This is a genomic window from Kitasatospora sp. NPDC002543 (genome assembly GCF_053594915.1).
The window spans coordinates 42,642-56,387 of the sequence record NZ_JBSFWR010000016.1 but is presented as its reverse complement, the minus strand read 5'-3'; the positions used below and the strand labels follow the sequence as shown (position 1 = coordinate 56,387).

General features: G+C 74.7%; 12 protein-coding genes and 1 riboswitch. Of the genes, 6 read left to right on the top strand and 6 right to left on the bottom strand.

Translation table 11 applies throughout. From position 1 onward, the window contains the following. Nucleotides 1–22 precede the first annotated feature (22 nt). The 4 genes from ACWD4P_RS10110 (at nt 23) to ACWD4P_RS10095 (ending at nt 3,251) form a co-directional block, all read left to right on the top strand. Nucleotides 23–1,180, top strand: a complete 1,158-nt coding sequence (locus ACWD4P_RS10110; protein WP_449779281.1) for a sugar kinase — start codon at nt 23–25, stop codon at nt 1,178–1,180. Nucleotides 1,181–1,211: 31 nt separating this feature from the next. After that, on the top strand, nt 1,212–1,961 hold the full coding sequence (locus tag ACWD4P_RS10105; protein WP_359823095.1) for an IclR family transcriptional regulator: 750 nt from the start codon (nt 1,212–1,214) through the stop codon (nt 1,959–1,961). A 30-nt stretch (nt 1,962–1,991) separates the two neighbouring features. Then, a complete protein-coding gene (locus ACWD4P_RS10100) occupies nt 1,992–2,402 on the top strand; it encodes a RidA family protein (protein WP_449779280.1) in 411 nt (136 codons plus the stop codon). 129 nt (nt 2,403–2,531) lie between these two features. Further along, nucleotides 2,532–3,251 (top strand): DUF2470 domain-containing protein, encoded by a 720-nt coding sequence (locus ACWD4P_RS10095; RefSeq protein ID WP_449779279.1) that lies wholly within the window; start codon nt 2,532–2,534, stop codon nt 3,249–3,251. Between the two features lie 45 nt (nt 3,252–3,296). On the opposite strand, the gene ACWD4P_RS10090 is transcribed toward ACWD4P_RS10095, so the two are convergent. Next, nucleotides 3,297–4,847: an APC family permease gene (locus ACWD4P_RS10090; RefSeq protein WP_449779278.1), complete on the bottom strand. Its 1,551-nt coding sequence runs from the start codon at nt 4,845–4,847 to the stop codon at nt 3,297–3,299. A 347-nt stretch (nt 4,848–5,194) separates the two neighbouring features. Beyond that, nucleotides 5,195–6,169, bottom strand: coding sequence for a M23 family metallopeptidase (locus ACWD4P_RS10085; RefSeq protein WP_449779277.1), 975 nt, complete (start codon nt 6,167–6,169; stop codon nt 5,195–5,197). A gap of 2 nt (nt 6,170–6,171) precedes the next feature. Further along, nucleotides 6,172–6,309: riboswitch (cyclic di-AMP (ydaO/yuaA leader) on the bottom strand. Nucleotides 6,310–6,722: 413 nt separating this feature from the next. Between ACWD4P_RS10085 and ACWD4P_RS10080 the strand changes: the two genes are divergently transcribed. Continuing rightward, entirely contained in the window at nt 6,723–8,207 is a 1,485-nt protein-coding gene (locus ACWD4P_RS10080; RefSeq protein WP_449779312.1) for an MFS transporter, read from the top strand. A gap of 18 nt (nt 8,208–8,225) precedes the next feature. Here ACWD4P_RS10080 and purB read toward each other — a convergent pair whose 3' ends face one another. Then, on the bottom strand, nt 8,226–9,656 hold the full coding sequence (gene purB, locus ACWD4P_RS10075; protein WP_359823105.1) for an adenylosuccinate lyase: 1,431 nt from the start codon (nt 9,654–9,656) through the stop codon (nt 8,226–8,228). A 118-nt stretch (nt 9,657–9,774) separates the two neighbouring features. Between purB and ACWD4P_RS10070 the strand changes: the two genes are divergently transcribed. After that, the gene (locus tag ACWD4P_RS10070; RefSeq protein WP_449779276.1) at nt 9,775–11,928 is read left to right on the top strand and encodes a HelD family protein; all 2,154 of its coding nucleotides are present in this window, start codon (nt 9,775–9,777) and stop codon (nt 11,926–11,928) included. 33 nt (nt 11,929–11,961) lie between these two features. On the opposite strand, the gene ACWD4P_RS10065 is transcribed toward ACWD4P_RS10070, so the two are convergent. The 3 genes from ACWD4P_RS10065 to ACWD4P_RS10055 all read right to left on the bottom strand — a co-directional run bounded on the left by ACWD4P_RS10065 (nt 11,962) and on the right by ACWD4P_RS10055 (nt 13,670). Further along, entirely contained in the window at nt 11,962–12,417 is a 456-nt protein-coding gene (locus ACWD4P_RS10065) for a MarR family winged helix-turn-helix transcriptional regulator (RefSeq protein ID WP_359823109.1), read from the bottom strand. 84 nt (nt 12,418–12,501) lie between these two features. Then, complete coding sequence (locus tag ACWD4P_RS10060) at nt 12,502–12,918, bottom strand: DUF3037 domain-containing protein (protein WP_359823112.1); 417 nt, start codon at nt 12,916–12,918, stop codon at nt 12,502–12,504. Further along, nucleotides 12,915–13,670 (bottom strand): HipA family kinase, encoded by a 756-nt coding sequence (locus ACWD4P_RS10055; RefSeq protein WP_359823114.1) that lies wholly within the window; start codon nt 13,668–13,670, stop codon nt 12,915–12,917. Before ACWD4P_RS10055 ends, ACWD4P_RS10060 begins: the two co-directional genes overlap by 4 nt. Nucleotides 13,671–13,746: the final 76 nt, after the last annotated feature.

Below are 13,746 nucleotides of genomic sequence, written 5' to 3'. Positions count from 1 at the left end.
CCGCAGACGAGGAGCCCCGCACATGCCGCGACAGGACACCCAGGGCCCGACCCGCCCCGGCCCTCCCCCGACGGCGGTGTGCGTGGGCGAGTCGATGGCCGTCCTGCTGCCGGACCGCCCGGGCCCGCTGGAGTCGGTGGAGAGCTTCCGGCTCTCCGTCGGCGGCGCGGAGTCCAATGTGGCGGGCGCGCTGGCCGCCCACGGCGTGCCGACCGCCTGGATCAGCCGGGTCGGCGACGACGGCTTCGGCCGCCGGCTGCTCGCCGAGGTCGCCGCCCGCGGCGTGGACGTCTCGGCGGTCGCGGTCGACCCGCACCGCCCGACCGGCCTCTATCTCAAGGAGGTCGGCGGCAGCACCGGCGACCGCCACGACCTCGGGCCCGGCCGCAGCCGGCTGCACTACCACCGGCGCGGCTCCGCGGCCGCCGCGCTCTCCCCCGACCTGCTCGCCGACCCGGCCGCCGCCGCGCTGCTGGCGGGCGCCGGACTGCTGCACCTGTCCGGCATCACCGCCGCGCTCTCCGACGACTGCCTCGCCCTGCTGCGCGCCCTGCTCGCCGACCGCCGCCCGGGCCGCCTGGTCAGCTTCGACCTCAACTGGCGCCCCTCGCTCTGGCGCGACCGCGATCCGGCCGTGCTGCCGCCACTGCTGGACGCCGCCGACCTGCTGCTGCTCGGCTCCGACGAGGCCGAGGCCGCCTTCGGCACCGGCGACCCGGCCGCCCTGCGCCGCCGCTTCCCCGCCCCGGCCACCGTCGTGGTCAAGGACGCTGCCCGCCAGGTGACGGCCCTGGGCCGGGACGGCACCGCGGTCACCGAGCCGGCCCTCGCGGTCGAGGTGGTCGAGGCCACCGGCGCGGGCGACGCCTTCGCGGCCGGCTACCTGGCCGGCACCGTCCGGGGCCTGGACCAGCGGAGCCGGTTGCGGCTCGGCCACCTGAGCGCCGCCTGCGCGCTGACCGCCCACGGCGACCAGGCCGAGCTGCCGGACGCCACCGTGGTGGCCGCCCTGCTCGCCGCCTCCCCCGCCCAGTGGGCCGCCACCCGGGTCACCGCGGAGGGGATCACCGGCCCGGCGCTGCCCGCCGGCTCCACGCGCCCGGTCGCCCCGACGCCGTCCGCCGCCCCGGCGCCGTCCGCCGGCCCGGCGCTCCCCGCCGACCGGTCCCGGGCACAATGAGCAGGACCCTCAGCCCTCGAAGCGGAGCACGATGAGCCAGACCGTCACCCGCGCCCTGCGCATCCTCGCCGAGCTCGGCGAGGGCGAGCGCTCCCTCGACCAACTCGCCGAGGTGCTCGGCGTCCACAAGACGACCGTGCTCCGCCTGCTCCAGAGCCTCGAAGAGGAACGATTCGTCTATCGCGACGCGGCCTACCGCTACCACCTGGGCGCCGGCCTCTTCGCCCTCTCCGGCCTGGCCCTGGAGCAGCGCGGCGTGCGCCGGATCGCCGCCCCGCACCTGGCCGAGCTGAACGCCGCCACCGGCCAGACCGTGCACCTGGCCGCGTACGAGGGCGGCGAGGTGGTCTACATCGACAAGTTCGACTCCCGCCACCCGGTGCGGATGTACTCCCGGATCGGCCTGCGCGCCGCCCTGCACTGCGCCGCCGTCTCCAAGGTGCTGCTGGCCGACCTCCCGCTGCCCGAGCGGCGCCGGGTGGTGGCCGGGATCGGCTTCACCCCGCACACCGAGCGCACCCTGACCACCCCGGAGGCGCTGCTCGCCGAGCTGGAGAAGGTCGCCGCCCAGGGCTGGGCGCAGGACCACGCCGAGCACGAGTCCTTCATCAACTGCGTGGCCGCACCGGTCCGGGACGCCAGCGGCCGGGTGGTCGCCGCCGCCTCGATCTCCGTCCCGGACGTGGTCCTGCCGTACGAGCAGGTGCTGGACCTGCTTCCGCAGCTGCTCGCCACCACCCGCGCCGTGTCCGCCGACTGCGGCCGCCCCGACCACAACTGACGAACCGTCGACCAGAGTAAGGAACCCCGCATGTCCTCCGACAAGACCGAGATCCGCACCGACGGCGCCCCCGCCCCCGCCTGGATGTTCTCCCAGGGCGTCCGCAAGGGCCCCATCCTCCAGGTCTCCGGCCAGGGCCCGCAGGACCCGGCCACCGGCGAGTACCTTTACCACGGCGACGTGAAGGCGCAGACCCGCCGCACCCTGGAGAACGTCAAGGCCATCGTCGAGGCCGGCGGCGCCACCATCGAGGACGTGGTGATGTTCCGCGTCTACCTCACCAAGCGCGCCGACTTCCCGCTGATGAACGAGGTCTACGCCGAATTCATCGACGAGAACGTCAAGCCCGGCGGCGTGAAGCCGTGCCGCACCACGATCTTCGTCGAGCTGCCGCAGGAGCCGATGCTGGTCGAGATCGACGCCCAGGCCGTCGTGGCCTGACGACCCGCCGCACCGAAGGGCCCGGACGCCGCAGGCGCGTCCGGGCCCTTCGGCCTGTCCGCACGCGTGCTTGCCACACCCCCGGTCGCACATTAGGTTAGGCTCACCTAACCAACTGGAGGTCCGTCCATGAGCCTGCCCACCGGCGACACCGAGGTCCCCGAGCCCACCACCGCCGAACGGATCCACAGCCTGCTCGTCACGACCTCCTCGCTCACCGTCCGGGCCCTGGGCGAGCACCACCACCTGGACACCCCGGTCTCCGTCCACGGCTCCCGGCTGCGGCTGCGCACCGCCCTGGACGACCCGCTCACCACGGCCGCCGCCGGTGCCGCCGACGGCCTCGCCGTCGTCCTCGACGTCACCGACGTCGCCCCCGTCGCCGTCCGCGACCGGGTCCGCGCCCGCCTCACCCTGGCCGGCCGGCTGCACCTGGCCCACCTCGCCGACGACGGCCTCAGCGTGCACCTGCGGGTGGACGTCGCCCACGCCGTCCTCGCCACCCCGTACGGCACCGGCGCGATCACCGCCGCCGACCTCGCCCTGTCCGCCCCCGACCCGCTGGCCCGGCACGAGGCCGCGATGCTCACCCACTTCGCCGACGACCACGCCGAGGCGCTCGACCTCCTCACCCGGCTGCTCGACCCGGCCCTGCTCGTCCACACCCCCGAGGTCCGCCCGCTCGCCCTGGACCGCCACGGCCTGGTGCTGCGCCTGGACCACCCGCACGGCCACCGCGACGTCCGCCTGGTCTTCCCCGAACCGGCCCGGGACACCGAGGACTTCGGCCACCGGATGCACGAGCTGCTGTCCGCCGCCCACCACGGCCTGCCGGTCCGGCGCGGCTGATCCCCCCGCCACCCGCCGTCGCCGACCGCCCGCCACCGCCCGCCGTCACCGCTCGACCGCGTCCTCCAGCACCACCCGCCCGATCCGCGCGTACAGCTCCGGCCGCCACCGGCGCACCGCGAGCGCCAGCGCGATCCCGCCGGTGAACACCCCGATCACCAGGTACGGCGTCAGCCGGAACAGCAGCGTGTGCGCCGCCGCCCCGGCCGCGGCGTCCTTGTTGAGCACCAGCAGCACCACCACCCCGGCCATCGCCACCCCGCCCACCAGCGGCGCCGCCAGCGTCCGGAACCAGTGCGCCGTCTCCGGGTGCCGTCGGCGCACGTGGAAGTACCCGACCACGGCGAAGGAGCAGAGCGTCTGCACGACCAGGATCGCCATCGTCCCGAGCAGCGCCAGCAGCGTGTACAGGTGCGCGTACGGATCCATCCCGGCCGCCAGGAACCCCGCCACCAGCCCCACCGCGATCACCGACTGCACCACCGAGGCGACGTGCGGCGAGCCGTGCCGCGGATGGGTGCGGCCGAGCCCCGGGTGCAGCAGCCCCTCCCGCCCGATCGCGTACAGGTACCGGGCCGCGCACTGGTGGAAGGCCATCGCGCAGGCGAACGAGCCGGTGACGACCAGCCATTGGAACACCTTCACCGCCCAGGCCCCCAGGTGCGCGCCGAGCGGGTCGAAGAACAGGCTGTTGCCGTCCTTGCCCGGCACCGCGCCGCTCGCCACCGCGATCGCCCGTTCGACCCCGTTGCCGGACACGATCATCCAGGACACGAAGACGTAGAGCAGCCCGACCCCGATCACCGACACCAGCGTCGCCCGCGGCACCACCCGCTTCGGGTCGCGGGACTCCTCGCCGTACATCGCGGTGGACTCGAAACCCACCCAGGACCAGAACGCGAAGAACAGGCCGAGCCCGGCCGCCGCCGGCCCCGAACTCCCCACCCCCTTCAGCGCGTTCAGCGGGTTCACGGCGGCCACCGCGATCCCGTCCGGACCGCCGCCGGAGAACAGCACCGCGAACGACACCGCGCTCAGCACCCCGATCTCCAGCACCAGCGCGACCCCGAGCACCCTGGCCGTCAGGTGCAGGTCGAACCAGGCCATCACCCCGATCACCGCCGCCCCGAACAGCGCGTACCAGCCCCAGCCCAGCTCCACCCCCAGTTGGGAACGGACCAGCCCGCGCAGCGAGTACGCGAAGAAGCCGAGGGCCGAGGCCTCGGTGACGACGTACGCGAGCACCGCGAGCAGCCCGGCCGCCATCCCGACCACCCGGCCCAGTCCGTGCGAGACGTAGCCGTAGAACGCGCCGGCCGCGGTGATGTGACGGGCCATCGCCACGTAGCCGACCGAGAACACCGTCAGCACCACCGTCGCCACGATGTACGCGGCGGGCGCGCCGGCCCCGTTGCCCTGCCCGACGATGATCGGCAGGTTGCCGGTCATCGCGGTGATCGGGGCGGCGGTGGCGAGCGCCATGAACACCACCCCGACCAGGCCGACCGAGTCCGCCTTCAACCGGTCGACGCCGCCCGGGCCGAGCCGCTCCCGTCCGGCCGTCTCCCCCGCCACGCCCCCGCTCCGGACCGCCATCCGGCCTCCTCGCCTCACTGACCCGCCCCACCGCCGGACCGGCCGGGCGCTGACCGCCCGCCAGCATGGCGCCCCGCAGGAGCCCGGCGCTTCAGCCGATCACCCGGCAGTGCGCCGGAGTTGACGCTTCGTTCGACCGCTGGAACACCCCGGGCGGCCCCGGGAACGAAAGCGGCCGGCCCGGCCGCACGAGGAGGTCCTCGTGCGGCCGGGCCGGCCTGGGCGTGTCCCGCGCCCATGTCCGCCGTGCGGCGATCACCCGGTCGAGCGGTCACCCGACATGACCATCCCGGGCGATCGGTTCGCCCGCAGCAGCGGTGGTTCCTGGTACCCCGGAGCTCTCGGGGTCAGAGCGCGACGCCGTGCGCGCGCAGGTAGGCGACCGGGTTGATGTCCGAGCCGTACTCCGAGCCGTTGCGGATCTCGAAGTGCAGGTGCGGGCCGGTCACGTTGCCGGTGGCGCCGGAGAGGCCGATCTGCTGGCCGGCGGTGACGGTCTGACCGATCCTCACACCGATCGAGGAGAGGTGCGCGTACTCGGCGTAGTGGCCGTCGGCGAGCTTGATCTCGACCTCGTTGCCGTAGGCGCCGCCGTTGCCGGCCTTGACCACGACGCCGTTGGCGATCGCGCGCAGCGGGGTGCCGGTGGAGGCGACGAAGTCCTGGCCGGTGTGGTGGCCGGAGGCCCACATCGAGCCGGCCACGCCGTAGGCGGTGCCGAGCCTCGGGTTGGCCAGCGGGGCGACGAAGCCGGAGGTGGCGGCGGCGACCGGAGTGGCGGTCACGGCCTGGGCCGGCGTGGCGACCTGGAGCTGGGTCTGGAGCTGCGCGGACGGCTTGGCGGCCTCGGTCTGCACCTGGACCTGGGCCTGCGGCTTGGCGGCCTGGGTCGCCGGAGCCGCCGGAGCGGCGGGCTTCGCCGGCGTGGCGGGCTTCGCCGGAGCGGCCGGCTTGGCCGGAGCGCCGGCATGGCCCGGCAGCGCGAGCTGCTGGCCCGGGAAGATCAGGTTCGGGTCGGCGCCGACGACCGAGCGGTTCCGCTCGTACAGCGCGTGCCAGCCGCCCTCGACGTTCCGGGCGTCGGCGATCTTGGACAGGGTGTCGCCGCCGACGACGCGGTAGCTCTCCTGCGCGGCGGCCTGGGCCGGGGCGGGGGCCTGCGCGGCCGGCTTGGCGGCGGCGGCGGCCGCGGCCGGGGCGGTGTGGGCCTGGGCGCTCATCGCGGTCACGAGCGGGAGGGCGAAGGAGACACCGGTCACGGCGGTGGCGATGCCGATGCGGGCGGCGCGGGGCAGGGCGATACGACGAGCCTGTGCAGGCATGGAAGTTTCCTCTCCGACGCCTGCGAGGTGAGCTGTCGGGTTCGGGCTGGAGTTGCCCGGCCGCGTGTGCGGCTTCACCCCTAGCCGGTCCTGGACGCCCGCGCCCTGAGGCGCGAACTCCGGTCCGGCGACTTACCTGTGGGTCCCCCGCTCCTGCCGTACAGAGTTCGTTTCGAACCACCGGGCAGCGGCAGGACTCGGCGTTCCACCCGGCGGATCCGTCCGGACTGGCCGGGCGGTCGCTGAACTAAAACCCATCCGTTCGGGTGAAGCAATGTCGATCTTTGAAAACGCAACGATCCCCCCTGCCCCGGTGACCCTCCGCAGGCCCAGGCCCACGATACGTACACAATCCATTCACCCCGCGCCACTGATCCACGACCCTGCGCCGAGATCGCCGACACTGCGCAGCCGCCCGCTCACGCACCGCCCACCCCCAACACACCCACCGGTGACCCTTGTCACTCGCGCCCCGGCAGCGCAGGATTCGCCCGTGACCACCTCCGAGGCCGGCACCCTGCGCTTGGGCACCGCGCAGGGCCGCTGGGTACTGATGGCAACGGTGCTCGGCTCCAGCATGGCGATGCTCGACGGCACCGTGGTGAACGTCGCCCTGCCCCGGATCGGCGCCGACCTCGGCGCCTCCCTGGCGTCCCTGCAGTGGACGCTGAACTCCTATCTGCTCACCCTGGCGGGCCTGATCCTGCTCGGCGGCGCGCTCGGCGACCGGTACGGGCGGCGCAAGGTCTTCCTGATCGGTGTGGTCTGGTTCGCCGTCGCCTCCGCGGCCTGCGCCGCAGCGCCGAACATCCACGTGCTGATCGCCGCCCGCGCCGTGCAGGGCATCGGCGGGGCGCTGCTCACCCCCGGCTCGCTCGCCATGCTCCAGGCCGTCTTCCACCCCGACGACCGCTCGGCGGCGGTCGGCCTCTGGTCCGGCCTCGGCGGGGTGTCGGCCGCGGTCGGCCCCTTCCTCGGCGGCTGGCTGGTGGACGGCCCCGGCTGGCGCTGGATCTTCCTGCTGAACCTGCCGCTGGCCGCCGCCGTGATCGCCGTCACCACCCGGTCGGTGCCGGAGAGCCGGGACGAGGCCGCCTCCGGTCGCTTCGACGTGCTCGGCGCCGTGCTCGCCGCCCTCGCCCTCGGCGCGGTCACCTACGCGCTGACCGCGGCCGGCGAGGGCCTGTCCCCCGCCGTCTGGGTCAGCGGGGTGCTGGGGCTGGCGCTCGGCGCCGCCTTCGTGGCGGTCGAGCGCCGCGCCCCCGAACCGATGCTGCCGCTGGGGCTGTTCTCCTCCCGGCTGTTCACCGCGGTGAACCTGGTCACCCTGTGCGTGTACGCGGCGTTCAGCGGCGTCTTCTTCCTCCTGGTGGTGCAGCTCCAGATCGTGTCCGGCTTCTCGCCGCTGGTCTCGGGCTTCGCCCTGGTGCCGATCACCGTGCTGATGCTGACGCTGTCCGCGCGCGCCGGACGCCTCGGCAAGCGGATCGGCCCGCGTGTCCCGCTGACCGTCGGCCCGCTGCTGTGCGCCGCCGGGGTGCTGCTGATGCTGCGCATCGGCCCCGACTCCTCGTACTGGGTGGACGTGCTGCCCGCCGTCGCGGTGATGGGCTGCGGGATGACACTGCTGGTCGCGCCGCTGACGGCGACGGTGCTGGCCGCCGTCGAGGTCCGGCACGCGGGCATCGCCAGCGGGGTCAACAACGCCGCCGCCCGCGCGGCCGGCCTGCTCGCGGTGGCCGCCCTGCCGGCGCTGGCCGGGCTGAGCGGCGACGCCTACCGGGTGCCCTCCTCGGTCGACTCGGCCTTCCACACCGCGATGCTGATCTGCGCCGGTCTGCTGGCGGCCGGCGGGCTGATCGCCGCCGCGACCGTACGGGGCAACGTCCTGGCCCCCGAGGCGGCGCAGCCGGTGGCCGAGCCGAACTGCGACTGGCCGTGCGGCCCCACCGCTCCGCCGCTGGACCCGGGCCACGTCCCCACGACGCGCGAGGGACCCGCCACCGGTCCGGCGGCAGGGCCCTCGGCTCAGGCCTGACGAGGGCCTGACGACACGTCAGAGAATGTCGGCCGGCGCGTACTTGGCGGCGTCCGGGTAGGCGGCCGCGACGGCCTCCACCTGGCGGACGACCTCCGCGACCTGGGCACCGGCCGCGCCGGTGAAGGACAGCTTGTCGGCCAGCAGCGCGTCCAGCCCGGCCCGGTCCAGCGGGATCCGCTCGTCGGCGGCCAGCCGGTCCAGCAGCTCGTTCTCGCGGGCGCCCGCGCGCATCGCCAGCGCGGAGGCGACGGCGTGCTCCTTGATGACCTCGTGCCCGGTCTCCCGGCCGACGCCCGCGCGCACCGCGCCCATCAGCACCTTGGTGGTGGCGAGGAACGGCAGGTAGCGGTCCAGCTCGGCCTCGATCACGGCGGGGAAGGCGCCGAACTCGTCGAGGACGGTCAGGAAGGTCTCCAGCAGGCCGTCGAAGGCGAAGAACGCGTCCGGCAGCGCGACCCGGCGCACCACCGAGCAGGAGACGTCGCCCTCGTTCCACTGGTCGCCGGCCAGCTCGCCGGTCATCGAGGCGTAGCCGCGCAGGATGACGGCCAGGCCGTTGACGCGCTCGCAGGAGCGGGTGTTCATCTTGTGGGGCATCGCGGAGGAGCCGACCTGGCCCTCCTTGAATCCCTCGGTGACCAGCTCGTGGCCGGCCATCAGCCGGATGGTCTTGGCCAGGCTGGACGGCGCGGCGGCCAGCTGGACGAGGGCGGTGAGCACCTCGAAGTCCAGCGAGCGCGGGTAGACCTGGCCGACGCTGGTCAGCACGTGGTCGAAGCCGAGGTGCCCGGCGACCCGGCGCTCCAGCTCGGCGAGCTTCTCGGTGTCGCCGCCGAGCAGGTCCAGCATGTCCTGGGCGGTGCCGACCGGGCCCTTGATCCCGCGCAGCGGGTAGCGGGCGATCAGCTCCTCCAGGCGGCGGAAGGCGACCAGCAGCTCGTCGGTGATCGACGCGAACCGCTTGCCCAGGGTGGTGGCCTGCGCGGCCACGTTGTGCGAGCGGCCGGCCATGACCAGCTCGGAGTGCTGGGCGGACAGCTTGGCCAGGCGGACCAGCACGGCGACCGTGCGGTCCCGCACGTGCTCCAGGGACTGGCGGATCTGGAGCTGCTCGACGTTCTCGGTCAGGTCCCGGGACGTCATGCCCTTGTGGATCTGCTCGTGGCCGGCGAGTTCGCTGAACTCCTCGATGCGGGCCTTCACGTCGTGGCGGGTGACCCGCTCACGGGCGGCGATCGAGCCGAGGTCGACCTGGTCGATCACCCGCTCGTAGTCGGCGACGGCGGTCGCCGGAACCTCGACGCCGAGGTCCTGCTGGGCCTTCAGGACGGCGAGCCACAGGTGGCGCTCGAGGACCACCTTGTGCTCGGGGGACCACAGCTGGGCCAGGGTCGCCGAGGCGTACCGGGAGGCCAGGACATTGGGGATCTGGGGCTTCGCGCTCACGCTTCGCAAGAGTAACAGTCGAGGTCACGCCGGACGTCGGCGGATGGGGTAGGCTGGGTCAATTGAGCGCCATTAAAAACGCACTCCAAAGCCTCCTCACCGCAAGGATATCACATCGATGAGCGAATCTCCAGCGGCCGCAACGGATCACGACGGCGCCCTCGCCGCGGCCCTGCGCACCGAGCAGGCCCGCCTCACCCGGCTCTACGCCCGACTGGACACCGTGCGCGACCGGGCCCGCCGCACCGCCGACGGCGCCCACGACGGCGCCGCGCCCGGCGGCACCCACCAGGCCCGGCTGGAGCGCGAGGTGCGCGCCCGGGAGGCCGCCCGCCGGGCCGCCCGGCTGGACGCGGTCGAGCGCGGCCTGTGCTTCGGCCGGCTCGACGAGCGCGACGGCACCGTCCACTACATCGGCCGCACCGGCCTGACCGACGAGGCGTACGAACCGCTGCTGCTCGACTGGCGCGCCCCGGCCGCCCGCCCCTTCTACACCGCGACCCCCGCCCGCCCCGGCCCGGTGGTGCGCCGCCGCCACCTGCACACCCGGGGCCGCACCCTCACCGGCCTGGACGACGAGGCGCTCGACCTCGCCGGGCTGGACGAGTCCGGCCGGCGCGGCCTGGTCGGCGAGGCCGCCCTGCTCGCCGCCCTCGGCCGCGAGCGCACCGGCCGGATGGGCACCGCCGTCGCCACCATCCAGGCCGAACAGGACCGGGTGATCCGCTCCCCGCTGCGCGGCGCCCTGGTGGTCCAGGGCGGCCCCGGCACCGGCAAGACGCTGGCCGCCCTGCACCGCGCCGCCTACCTGCTGTTCACCCACCGCGCCGCGCTGGAGCGCCGGGGCGTGCTGGTGATCGGCCCCAACCCCGGCTTCCTCCGCTACATCGACGAGGTGCTGCCCGCGCTCGGCGAGACCGAGGTGGTGCTGCGCACCGTCGGCGAGCTCCTCCCCGGCATCGCCGCCACCGCCACCGACGCCCCGGCCACGGCCCTCGCCAAGGGCGGCCCCTGGATGTCCGGGGTGCTCCGCCGTGCGGTGGCCGCCCACCAGACGGCCCCCGCCGAAGGCCTGGACCTCGGCGAGGGGCTGCGGGTCTCCGCCCGGGCCTGCGCCGAGGCCCGGGACGCCGCCCGCGGCCTGCGGCTGCCGCACAACCGGGCCCGCTCCTTCTACCTGGGCACCCTGCTCGACGCCCTCGCCATCGCCCAGGCACTCGCCCTCGGCCGCCCGTACGACGACGAGGAGGCGCACTACGCCCCGCGCGAGCTGTGGGACCGGCCGGACGTCCGCGCCGCGCTCGACCCGCTCTGGCCCCGGCTCACTCCCCAGCGGCTGCTCGAACGGCTGCTCACCGACCGGGAGTTCCTCGCCGGGACGGCTCCCGGGCAGGCGGCCGCGCTGCTCCGCCCGGTCGGCTCCCCCTGGACGGTCGAGGACGTCCCGCTGCTCGACGAGGCCGCCGAACTCCTGGGCCCCGAACGGACCTCCGACCCCACCGACCGGCAGCAGGACCCGGACCAGAACCCAGGCCAGGACGAACTCGCCTTCGCCGAGGGCGTGTTGACCATCACCGGGCAGACCGGCGACGCCCTGCTGGACTCCGCCGCCCTGGCCGAGCGCTTCCGCGACGACGGCCCGTACCGCTCCACCGCCGAACGCGCCGCCGCCGACCGCACCTGGGCGTACGGCCACGTCGTCGTCGACGAGGCCCAGGAGCTGTCCGCGATGGCCTGGCGCGCCGTCCTGCGGCGCGTCCCGACCGGTTCGCTCACCATCGTCGGCGACCTCGCCCAGACCGGATCGCCCGCGGGCGCCCGCAGCTGGGCCGAGACCCTCGACCCGCACCTGCCCGGCCGCTGGCGCGAGGAGCGGCTGACCGTCAACTACCGCACGCCGGCGCCCGTCATGGCTCTCGCCACCGCCGTGCTGAGCGCCGTGCTGCCCGGCCACCGGCCGCCCGAGTCCGTCCGCCCGGGCACCGAGCGGCCCCGGGCGGTCCCCGTCCCGGACGGCGACTTCGCCGCCGCCCTCGCCCGGCTGCCCGGCGGCCCGGGGACCCTGGGGGTGATCGCACCGGACGACCTGGCCGCGGAGTCTGCCGCGCTCACCGTGGCGGAGGCCAAGGGGCTGGAGTTCGACGCGGTCGTGGTGCTCGAACCCGCCGCGCTCGCCCCGCGCGACCTCTACGTCGCCCTGACCCGGGCCACCCGCTCGCTCACCCTGCTCCACCGCCGGCCGCTGCCGCCGGAGCTCGCCGAACTGCTCTGACCGGCGGCGCGGGCCACGGGCGGCGCGGGGTTCCTACTGCGCGCCGCCCGTACGGCCGGCCAGTACCGGCAGCACCTGGGAGCAGATGGAGTGCAGGGCGATCCGCTGCTCGTCGGTCATCGCCTCGAAGGCCTGGTGGGTCCGGGCCATCTCGCCGCGGATGCGGTTCAGGATCTCCCGGCCCTCGGCCGTGATCACCACGATCTTCACCCGGCGGTCACCGGCCGCCGCCTCCCGGTTCGCCAGGCCCAGCGACTCCAGCCGGTCCACGATCCCGGTGACGTTCGACGCGTCGCAGCCCAGCCGCCCGGCCAGCGCCCGCATCGGCACCGGTTCCTGCACCGCGCCCAGCGCCTTGGCCTGCGAGGAGGAGAGCCCGTGCCGGGCCGCGGCCGCCGCGAAGTCCTGGAAGTACGCGGCACCGACGGCGGCCAACGCCTCCATCAACTCGGCGTTGGTCGGTACGGTCGTCGTCGCTGTCGAACCCATGGGGCCAGAGTACGGCCAGGTGCTTCACCAACTCAAGCTTTGACCGGGGCAACCGTCGGCGAGCCGCCCCGCACCGGCCGGACGTCAGAGCACCAGCTGGTCGAACAGCCGCCGCAGCTCCGCCTCCGGGTCCGCGGTCAGCCCGGTGTGCACCGGCCCCGGCTGGACGATCGCGCTGCGCGGCGCGGTCAGCCAGCGGAACCGCTGACCGGGGCTGTCCCCCGCCGCCGGACCGGCCTGCGGGCCGCCGTGGCAGACCGCCTCGATCCCGTGCAGCGCCCGCCGCACCCCCTGCACGTCCGCCACCGGGTCCAGTGCCAGCAGCCGGGCCTGGTCCAGGTGGGTACGGGCGGCCAGGTGCGCGCTCTGCCGGCAGTACAGCAGCACCCCGACGTTGACGCACTCGCCGCGCTCGACCCGCGGCACCGCGCGGATCACGGCGTACTCGTAGTCGTGCAGCTCGACGGTGACCGGCAGCACGGAAAACGCGGACTCGGTCATGCGGGCACCTCCGGCAGCCAGTCGCGCGGACCGGCCAGTCGCTCGGTCAGCTGCGTGCGGTACGCGGCGCGCACCTCGTCGGGCGAGTCGAAGCCGAACTCGTCCACCAGCCAGACGTCGGGGATCTGCGCGACCGCGCCCTCGATCGCCGCCTCGGCGAGCGGCGCGAGCGCCTTGTCGGCCGCCGTGAGGTCCGGCCGGGCCCGCAGCAGCGCGTGGTCGGAGGCGTCGTACGGGCGGCGGATCCAGGCCGCGGCGCCCGGCCAGTTGTGGTGGAAGATCAGGCTCGCGCCGTGGTCGATCAGCCGCAGTCCGCCGGTCGCCACCAGCAGGTTCGGGTTGCGCCAGGAGCGGTCCACGTTTCCGATCAGCGCGTCGAACCAGAGCACCTGCCCGGCGAGCTCCGCATCCACCTCGTAGCAGAGCGGGTCGAAGTTGAGCGCGCCGCTGACGAAGGCCATCCCGAGGTTGGTCCCGCCGCTGGCCCGCATCTGGTCCTGGATCTGGTGGTCGGGCTCGCTGCGCGCGAGCACCGGGTCCAGGTCGACCGTCACCAGCTCCGGCACCGGCAGCCCGAGCCGCCGGCCGAGCTCCCCGGCCAGCACCTCCGCGACCAACGCCTTGCGGCCCTGCGCCGCACCGACCCATTTCAGCGCGTAAAGCCGCCGATCGTCGGCCTCGACCAGGCCCGGCATCGAGCCGCCTTCTCGCAGTGGCGTCACGTACCGGATCGCCGTCACCTCGGGTAGCACGGCCGACAGCCTATCGGTGTCGCCGCCCTTCCTCTCCCCGCACCCCGCGGCCTTCCGCTCCCCGCACCCGTGGCCG

Bases quoted from the DNA above. Each gene is read 5' to 3' on its own strand.
- ACWD4P_RS10110 (WP_449779281.1), top strand. From the start codon at position 23: ATGCCGCGACAGGACACCCAGGGCCCGACCCGCCCCGGCCCTCCCCCG.
- ACWD4P_RS10105 (WP_359823095.1), top strand. From the start codon at position 1,212: ATGAGCCAGACCGTCACCCGCGCCCTGCGCATCCTCGCCGAGCTCGGC.
- ACWD4P_RS10100 (WP_449779280.1), top strand. From the start codon at position 1,992: ATGTCCTCCGACAAGACCGAGATCCGCACCGACGGCGCCCCCGCCCCC.
- ACWD4P_RS10095 (WP_449779279.1), top strand. From the start codon at position 2,532: ATGAGCCTGCCCACCGGCGACACCGAGGTCCCCGAGCCCACCACCGCC.
- ACWD4P_RS10090 (WP_449779278.1), bottom strand. From the start codon at position 4,847: ATGGCGGTCCGGAGCGGGGGCGTGGCGGGGGAGACGGCCGGACGGGAG.
- ACWD4P_RS10085 (WP_449779277.1), bottom strand. From the start codon at position 6,169: ATGCCTGCACAGGCTCGTCGTATCGCCCTGCCCCGCGCCGCCCGCATC.
- ACWD4P_RS10080 (WP_449779312.1), top strand. From the start codon at position 6,723: ATGGCAACGGTGCTCGGCTCCAGCATGGCGATGCTCGACGGCACCGTG.
- ACWD4P_RS10070 (WP_449779276.1), top strand. From the start codon at position 9,775: ATGAGCGAATCTCCAGCGGCCGCAACGGATCACGACGGCGCCCTCGCC.
- ACWD4P_RS10065 (WP_359823109.1), bottom strand. From the start codon at position 12,417: ATGGGTTCGACAGCGACGACGACCGTACCGACCAACGCCGAGTTGATG.
- ACWD4P_RS10060 (WP_359823112.1), bottom strand. From the start codon at position 12,918: ATGACCGAGTCCGCGTTTTCCGTGCTGCCGGTCACCGTCGAGCTGCAC.